7 protein-coding genes are annotated in these 7,824 nt (G+C 53.4%); 3 read left to right on the top strand and 4 right to left on the bottom strand.

What is annotated here, in order from left to right; translation table 11 throughout:
• Window positions 1–137: 137 nt before the first annotated feature.
• The 4 genes from dksA to HMPREF2872_RS04735 all read right to left on the bottom strand — a co-directional run bounded on the left by dksA (window position 138) and on the right by HMPREF2872_RS04735 (window position 2,917).
• Window positions 138–554 (bottom strand): RNA polymerase-binding protein DksA, encoded by a 417-nt coding sequence (gene dksA / locus HMPREF2872_RS04750; protein WP_070631586.1) that lies wholly within the window; start codon window positions 552–554, stop codon window positions 138–140.
• 233 nt (window positions 555–787) lie between these two features.
• The gene (locus HMPREF2872_RS04745; protein WP_070631584.1) at window positions 788–1,345 is read right to left on the bottom strand and encodes a YggT family protein; all 558 of its coding nucleotides are present in this window, start codon (window positions 1,343–1,345) and stop codon (window positions 788–790) included.
• A gap of 2 nt (window positions 1,346–1,347) precedes the next feature.
• Window positions 1,348–2,145 (bottom strand): pyrroline-5-carboxylate reductase, encoded by a 798-nt coding sequence (gene proC, locus HMPREF2872_RS04740; RefSeq protein WP_070631583.1) that lies wholly within the window; start codon window positions 2,143–2,145, stop codon window positions 1,348–1,350.
• A gap of 76 nt (window positions 2,146–2,221) precedes the next feature.
• Window positions 2,222–2,917: a YggS family pyridoxal phosphate-dependent enzyme gene (locus HMPREF2872_RS04735; RefSeq protein ID WP_070631580.1), complete on the bottom strand. Its 696-nt coding sequence runs from the start codon at window positions 2,915–2,917 to the stop codon at window positions 2,222–2,224.
• A 117-nt stretch (window positions 2,918–3,034) separates the two neighbouring features.
• On the opposite strand from HMPREF2872_RS04735, the gene HMPREF2872_RS04730 reads away from it, so the two are divergent.
• The 3 genes from HMPREF2872_RS04730 to yccS all read left to right on the top strand — a co-directional run bounded on the left by HMPREF2872_RS04730 (window position 3,035) and on the right by yccS (window position 7,698).
• Window positions 3,035–4,081, top strand: a complete 1,047-nt coding sequence (locus tag HMPREF2872_RS04730) for a type IV pilus twitching motility protein PilT (protein WP_070631578.1) — start codon at window positions 3,035–3,037, stop codon at window positions 4,079–4,081.
• Window positions 4,082–4,167: 86 nt separating this feature from the next.
• The gene (locus HMPREF2872_RS04725) at window positions 4,168–5,397 is read left to right on the top strand and encodes a PilT/PilU family type 4a pilus ATPase (protein WP_070631576.1); all 1,230 of its coding nucleotides are present in this window, start codon (window positions 4,168–4,170) and stop codon (window positions 5,395–5,397) included.
• A 165-nt stretch (window positions 5,398–5,562) separates the two neighbouring features.
• Entirely contained in the window at window positions 5,563–7,698 is a 2,136-nt protein-coding gene (gene yccS / locus HMPREF2872_RS04720; RefSeq protein ID WP_070631574.1) for a YccS family putative transporter, read from the top strand.
• The last annotated feature ends 126 nt before the right edge of the window (window positions 7,699–7,824 follow it).

Here is a 7,824-nt window from a genome sequence, read left to right as displayed (position 1 = left end):
ATGTTTTAAAAGGGTTTTTATTTTATAAAAAACTCAATCAAACTTTCTACACTCTCCATTCATACAAAAAATACAAACAAAGGCCGTCTGAAATGCTCTTTCAGACGGCCTTTTGAGGTTTCTCTATACTTTATATTTTAGTCGGCGAACTGTTTTTTCATTCGTTCGCGTCGCTCTTGCGCTTCTACGGATAATGTCGCAGTCGGACGTGCCAGCAGGCGTTTGAGGCCGATGGGTTCGCCGGTATCGGCACAGAAACCGTAATTACCTTCGTCGATGCTGCGGAGAGTCGCTTGAACTTTATTGAGAAGTTTACGCTCGCGGTCGCGGGTACGTAGTTCTAAAGCGTACTCTTCTTCTTGAGTAGCTCGGTCGGCAGGATCGGGGGCGGATTCGTGTTCTTGAAGATGGCCGGTAGTGGTGTTTGCATTTTCAATCAGCTCTTCTTGCATTTTAACCAGTAGTTCGCGGAAGAAGGCCAATTGGTCGCTGTTCATGTAGTCCTCTTCAGGACCATTCCAGTTTAAAATATCTTGTTCTGTCAGCTTTGCCATGGTGTCTGCTTTCGGTTTGTTGTTAATGATTTGGATGCTACGGGTTTGCTTTTATTGGGTTTTCTTAAATTTCCGTTTTGGAAATTGGGCGAATCATATCATGTTTTACCTATTCATTTGTTCTTTATATTTCGATTTGCACTTTTTTGCACTACCTTACACCTAAATGTATTAAAGCGCTTTTTAGGACGTTGTATTTTTGGTCGTTAATGCCTGCTGCGCTTTCAGACGGCCTATTGAAGCAACCATAAGTTGGTTTGCTGGATAAGTTGGGGAAACCATCGGGCCAGCCACAACCATAATAAGAATGCCAACAAACTGCCTGAAAAATCGTATCGCCCTAGGCGTAAGAAGGAAAACGGTTTAAGCAATGGCTGCAGGATTCGCTCGATGGCATAAGTCAACGGCGAATAGCAGCCTTGTATGCTGGCCACCATTCTAATAATCAGACCGATAAGTAATGTATAGGCCGCGGCTTTCAGCATATGGAGTACGGCAAACCAGAAGTTTGCCAAAATCAGCTTATTGCTGATGGACAGCGCCGGTGAGATGAAAATAATGGCGGTACAGGCAAGGTAGTACACCAGAAAACCTGAAGGCAGGCAGTACCAATCGGTTTTCGCGCCGGATGGAAATGCTTTTTGCCAAGGTTTGGTCAGCCAGCCTGTTGCCTGTATGCTGAATTTGAGCAGGGGATGTTCTGCTGCCAATCCTGCGTATCGGAGCAAAAAGCGTGTGATACACAGAATGGCAATAGCGTCTGCCAATAATAAGAGCAAGTCGCCGCGCATATTCAGACGGCCTTATATTGTTGCGCCATTTCTTGCGAACGTTTGACGCAGGCTTCTACGCCCTGTTCGATGGCTTCGGCAACATGATGGGCTTTGAAGATTTCGATGGCTTCGTGTGTCGTACCGCCTTTGGAAGTCACGTTTTGCTGTAATTGTGCGAATGCTTCGCCAGTTTGTTCGGCCAAAGCCACTGCGCCTTTAAATGTAGCGAGGCTCAGTTCGCGTGCGTCTTGCTCGTTGAAACCTTGTGCCAAAGCCGCGTTTTGGAGCGCGCCCAAAAGATAGAAAACATAGGCGGGGCCGCTGCCGCTGATGCCGGTAATATTGTGGAGTTGCTCTTCCTCGTTCAGCCAAACGGTTGTGCCGACAGAGCGCATGATGCCGTCGGCGGCTGCACGGTCGGCTTCTGAAACGCCTGCATCGGCAAACATACCGGATACGCCCAAACCGATTTTAGCCGGTGTATTGGGCATGATGCGCACGATACGGCGTGTACCGCCCAGATAATGGCTGAGGGTATCAATGGATAAACCAGCCGCTACGGACAACACCAACGCACCATTCAAACGGATGTTTTGACAGGCTGCCTGCATGTCTTGCGGTTTGACGGCGAGAATGAGGACATCGTCCGCACTCAATTCAGGCAGGTTTTCAGAAGTGGCTACGCCCAATTCTTGCACCAGTTGCGCTCGTCTTTCAGAGCCGCGTTCGACAATGTGGACACGATAACCGTCTTGTTTGACCAAACCACCTGCAATGGCAGTCGCCATATTGCCGCCGCCGAGAAAATAGATATTCATATATATGTCACTCCTTTGTGATATCGATCAGGTCGTCTGAAACTGCTGTCTGCCCTGTTCAGACGGCCTATTACTTTTATTGAGGATAATGCCGCTTGCCGAAAATCGCGCTGCCGATGCGGACATGGGTTGCGCCGCATTCTACCGCGATTGGCATATCGCCGGACATACCCATAGACAAAACATCTGCTTCGACTCCTGCCGCATTCAGCTCAGCCAAAAGCCGTTGCATGGTGTGAAACTGGCTGCGCAACTCATCGTCGCTGCTGTCGGCCTTGGCCACACACATCAATCCGCGCACTTTAATATTCGGCAACTTGGCCACTTCAAGGGCCAGCGCAACCGCCTCATCGGGCACTACGCCGTGTTTTGCTTCTTCCGCGGCAATGTTTACTTCAATGCACACCTGCAACGGCGGCATTTCAGACGGCCTTTGTTCGCTCAAGCGCCGCGCCGTTTTCAGACGGCCTATCGTATGCACCCAATGTGCGCGTTCGGCCACAAATTTGGTTTTATTAGACTGCACATCGCCGATAACGTGCCAAACAATATCCGGCAAATCGGCCAGCGTTTCCGTTTTTTCAAACCATTCCTGAATATAGTTCTCGCCAAAATCGCGCTGACCGGCCGCATACACTTCGCGGATATCGTCTGCCGGAAACGTCTTGCTGACCGCTACCAGCTTCACCGCACCCGCAGGCCGTTCGGCAGCCTCAGCCGCCTGTTCAAGCGCCCGGCATACGTCCTGATAGTTTTGTTGCAATACCGACATGTTTTTCTCCTTTAACCCGTTCATCACTCGGTATTTTGAAAATTTTACTTGGTTGAACGGGTTTATCTATTTAAAATAAAGCGATTTTATTATTCTAAACCAAAACAAGGCCATATTATGCAGATTACCGACTTACTCGCGTTCGGCGTGAAAAACAAAGCCTCCGACCTCCATTTGAGTTCGGGTATTTCCCCTATGATACGCGTACACGGCGACATCCGCCGCATCAACCTGCCCGAGATGAGCTCGGAAGAAGTCGGTACCATGATTACCTCGGTCATGAACGACCACCAGCGCAAGCTCTATCAACAGGATTTTGAAGTCGATTTCTCATTTGAGCTGCCTAATGTTGCCCGTTTCCGTGTCAACGCCTTTATGACCGAACGCGGCCCGGCCGCCGTATTCCGTACCATTCCGGGCACCGTCCTGACGCTGGAAGAATTGCGTGCGCCGCGCATTTTCCAAAAAATTGCCGAAAATCCGCGCGGGTTGGTCTTGGTAACCGGCCCGACCGGTTCGGGTAAATCCACCACGCTGGCGGCAATGGTCAACTACATCAACGAAACCCAACCGGCCCACATTCTGACCATCGAAGACCCGATTGAGTTCGTCCACCAAAGCAAAAAGGCGCTCATCAACCAGCGCGAGCTGCATCAGCACACCCACAGCTTCACCAGCGCACTGCGTTCCGCCCTGCGCGAAGACCCCGACGTGATTTTGATCGGTGAGATGCGCGACCCTGAAACCATCTCCCTCGCCCTGACCGCCGCCGAAACCGGCCACTTGGTTTTCGGTACGCTGCACACGACCGGCGCCGCCAAAACCATCGACCGTATTGTCGACGTATTCCCTGCAGGCGAAAAAGAAATCGTGCGCTCCATGTTGTCCGAATCCTTGCGCGCCATCATTTCCCAAACCCTGCTGAAAACCCGCGACGGCAACGGCCGTGTCGCCGCACACGAGATCCTGATTTCTACACCGGCCGTGCGCAACCTCATCCGCGAGAACAAAATCGCCCAAATCAACGCCGCCCTCCAAACCGGTCAGGCCCACGGTATGCAAACCCTCGATCAAGCCCTGCAAACCCTTGTCCGCCAAGGCACCATCAGCCCCGAGCTGGCACGCAGCAAGGCGCAAAACATCGAAAACCTCTCTATTTTCTAAACCATACTCAGGCCGTCTGAACCCCATCATCCCGTTTTCAGACGGCCTTTCAGCCTGACCGAATACCCGTTTTAAAGAGAATCATCATGAGCGACCTCGCCCCTCTGCACGACCTGTTAAGCGAAATGGTGCAAGCCTACTCACAAAAAAACCAAGCACCGCACATCCCCACCCCGGCCGAAATCGGCACGCATCTTCATCCCCTGCTCGACCGCATGTGTGAAGAGGCCGAAAAACGCAACGCATCCGACATCTTCATCAGCGCAGACTTTCCCCCTGCCATCAAAGTCGGCGGCACCCTCACGCCCATGCCCCACAAAGCACTGACCGGTGCGGACACCGCCGCCATCGCCGAATCCACCATGAACCCCGACCAGCTCGAAGCCTTCAATCGCGACTGGGAAATCAACTATTCCGTCCAATCGCGCAGCAACACGCGCTACCGCGTCAACGCCTACCACGAGCAAGGCCGCGTCGGCATGGTATTGCGCCGCGTCAGCCAAGACATTCCCGAAATGAAGACCCTCGGTTTACCCGAAAAGCTCCAAGAGCTTGCACTCGCACCGCGCGGCCTGCTGATCCTCGCCGGCCCGAACGGTTCGGGTAAATCCACCACCATGGCCTCCATGCTCAACTACCGCAACCAAAAGCTGCCCGGCCATATCGTTACCATCGAAGACCCCATCGAGTTTATCTACAAACCTTGCCGCAGCATCTTCACCCAGCGCGAAATCGGCATCGATACCGACAACTGGAAAATCGCCGTTCAAAGCGCCATGCGTCAAGCGCCCGATGTCGTCTGTATCGGCGAAGTCCGCAGCGAAGAAAGCATGGAATACGCCCTCCAACTGGCTCAAACCGGCCATCTGTGCGTTTTCACCATCCATGCCAGCACGGCTTCCCAAACCATCGAGCGCATCATCAACTTCTATCCGGAAGACCGTCGCCAACAGGTTTTGATGGATTTGGCGTTAAACCTCGTCGGCATTATCGGCCAACGCCTCACCATCAAAAAAAACCGCCAACGCACGGCCGTTACCGACCTCCTGCTCAACACTCCGGCCATGCAGGACTTGATTTTCAAAGGCGAATTGCTGGAAATCCGCGATCTGATGGCACGCTCCGGCAGCAACGGCATGCAGACGTTCGACCAAAACCTCTTCAACCTCTACGCACAAGGCCAAATCGAACTCAGCGAAGCCCTGCGCCAAGCGGTATCCGCCAACGATTTACGCCTGCGCATTCAAATGCACGACGAGGGCAACAATACCGAACGCCTCTACGACCGCATCAGCGACCTCAACCTGATGACCTAATGGTGCAAGCCAAAAAAGGCCGTCTGAACGGGTGTGGAAACGAAATCAAGTATTTTCCCGTATCCGTTCAGACGGCCTTATCTCATTTAAAGCATTCTGAAATCGACTGAAAATCCTGTTAAAATCCAATCATTCACCTCATAACGAATAATAAACAACAACATCATGAAAACTCCGCCGCTCAAACCTCTGATCATTGCCTCCCTGCCCGTCTTCGCCAGCGTGTTCATCGCCGCCACCCTCGTTTGGCACTTCGACACGCCCAAACTGGTTATGCCATTCGTACTCGGCATTATTGCCGGCGGTTTGGTCGATTTGGACAACCGCCTCACAGGCCGTCTGAAAAACATCGTCATCACCGTTGCCCTGTTTACCCTCTCCTCATTGCTTGCCCAAAGCACCATCGGTACAGGCGTTCCCTTCATCTTGGCCATGACCCTGATGACTTTCGGCTTCACCATCCTCGGCACCGTCGGCCTCAAATACCGCACCTTCGCTTTCGGTGCGCTTGCCGTCGCCACCTACACCACGCTGACCTACACCCCCGAGACCTACTGGCTGACCAACCCCGTCATGATTCTGCTGGGTACTGTCCTATACAGCGTCAACATCCTGATCTTCCAAATTATCCTGCCCCACCGCCCCGTCCAAGAAACCGTTGCCAACGCCTACGATGCACTCAGCAACTACTTCGATGCCAAAGCCGACTTTTTCGACCCTGACGAAGCCGCATGGTTGGGCAACCGCCAAATCGACTTGGCCATGAGCAATACCGGCGTGATTACCGCCTTCAACCAATGCCGCGGCGCACTTTTCTACCGATTGCGCGGCCAACACCGCCATCCGCGTACCGCCAAAATGCTGCGCTACTACCTCTGCGCGCAAGACATGCACGAACGCATCAGCTCCGCCCACGTCGATTACAGCGAAATGGCCGAGCAGCTCAAAAATACCGACCTTATCTTCCGCATCCGCCGCCTGCTCGAAATGCAAGGCCAGGCGTGCCGCAACGTTGCCTCCTCCCTGCGCAACAACAAACCCTACGCATACAGCAAACGCCTCGGCCGCGCCATGGAAGGCTGCCGCCAATCCCTCAGCCATTTTGCCGAGACCCATGCCGACAATGCCAACCTCCACAATATCCGCCGCCTGCTCGACAACCTCAGCAGTGTCGATTACCAACTGCGGCAACTGCAAAACGATGCGTCCCTTGCCGAAAACGACAACGCCGATACCCGCATCGCCGCCCTTGAAAACACCAAGTTCCGCAATATCGGCGAGACCGTCCTCAGCCAGCTCAATTTCGACTCCGGCGTATTTCGCCATGCCACCCGCCTCTCCATTGTCGTGGCCGCAGCCTGCATCATTGTCGAAATCCTCCATCTCAACCTCGGCTACTGGATTCTGCTGACCGCCCTTTTCGTCTGCCAACCCAACTACACCGCCACCAAAAGCCGCGTATACCAACGTATCGCAGGCACGATTCTCGGCGTGATTGTCGGTTCGCTCGTCCCCTACTTCACCCCGTCTATTGAAACCAAGCTCTGGATTGTTATCGCCAGCACCACCCTGTTTTTCATGACCCGAAGCTACAAATACAGCTTCTCCACCTTCTTCATCACCATCCAAGCCCTGACCAGCCTCTCGCTTACCGGTTTGGACGTGTACCACGCCATGCCCATCCGCATCATCGACACCATCGTCGGTTCCGTTATCGCATGGGCCGCCGCCACCTACCTCTGGCCCGATTGGCGTTACCTCACCCTCAGCCACACCGCCGCCCAAACCATCACTGCCAACGGCCGCTATCTCGACGCCATCCTCGACCAGTTGCAAAACGGCAGTCGCGACGATTTCGACTACCGCCTCACCCGCCGCCAAGCCCACGAAAGCACCGCCGCCCTCAGCAGCACCCTGTCCGACATGAGCAGCAACCCGAAAAAATACCAAGACCGCCTGCAAGACGGTTTTACCCTGCTCAAAACCAGCTATGCGCTGACCGGCCACATTTCCGCGCTCGGCGCATACCGCGACCAGGTCCGAATCGACGGCAACGACGGCTTTGCGCCCTATGCCAAGCTGACCCACCACATCGCCGAGTTGCTGACTCAAATGCCCCAAACCGACCCCGAGGCTTTTGAAACGGCCATGACCCAAATCCGTCAGGAATTTGCCGAGCTTGAACAAAACACACAAGCGCAGCAAGACCACATCCTCAAACACCAGCTCGACCTGATTATCCGCCAGCTTACCCCGTGCTATCAGGCATTGCACCGACAAGCCGACGTAGAGGCCGTCTGAAAAGAGCCGAATGCTTTCCAGCCTGTTTAGCAACAAGTCTGCCCATCATCGGCGTTAAATACAGCTAAACACTTCCTCGAATAAAAACCAAAACAAAAGGCCGTCTGAAACCTGATTTCCAGATTT

Origin of the sequence: Neisseria sp. HMSC069H12 (genome assembly GCF_001812735.1) — a bacterium.
Classification (GTDB): domain Bacteria; phylum Pseudomonadota; class Gammaproteobacteria; order Burkholderiales; family Neisseriaceae; genus Neisseria; species Neisseria subflava.
Note: the sequence above shows the minus strand (reverse complement) of the source record. Positions and strands in the feature narration are given on the sequence as shown.

Bases quoted from the DNA above. Each gene is read 5' to 3' on its own strand.
- dksA (WP_070631586.1), bottom strand. From the start codon at position 554: ATGGCAAAGCTGACAGAACAAGATATTTTAAACTGGAATGGTCCTGAA.
- HMPREF2872_RS04735 (WP_070631580.1), bottom strand. From the start codon at position 2,917: ATGTCGGTATTGCAACAAAACTATCAGGACGTATGCCGGGCGCTTGAA.
- proC (WP_070631583.1), bottom strand. From the start codon at position 2,145: ATGAATATCTATTTTCTCGGCGGCGGCAATATGGCGACTGCCATTGCA.
- yccS (WP_070631574.1), top strand. From the start codon at position 5,563: ATGAAAACTCCGCCGCTCAAACCTCTGATCATTGCCTCCCTGCCCGTC.
- HMPREF2872_RS04745 (WP_070631584.1), bottom strand. From the start codon at position 1,345: ATGCGCGGCGACTTGCTCTTATTATTGGCAGACGCTATTGCCATTCTG.
- HMPREF2872_RS04730 (WP_070631578.1), top strand. From the start codon at position 3,035: ATGCAGATTACCGACTTACTCGCGTTCGGCGTGAAAAACAAAGCCTCC.
- HMPREF2872_RS04725 (WP_070631576.1), top strand. From the start codon at position 4,168: ATGAGCGACCTCGCCCCTCTGCACGACCTGTTAAGCGAAATGGTGCAA.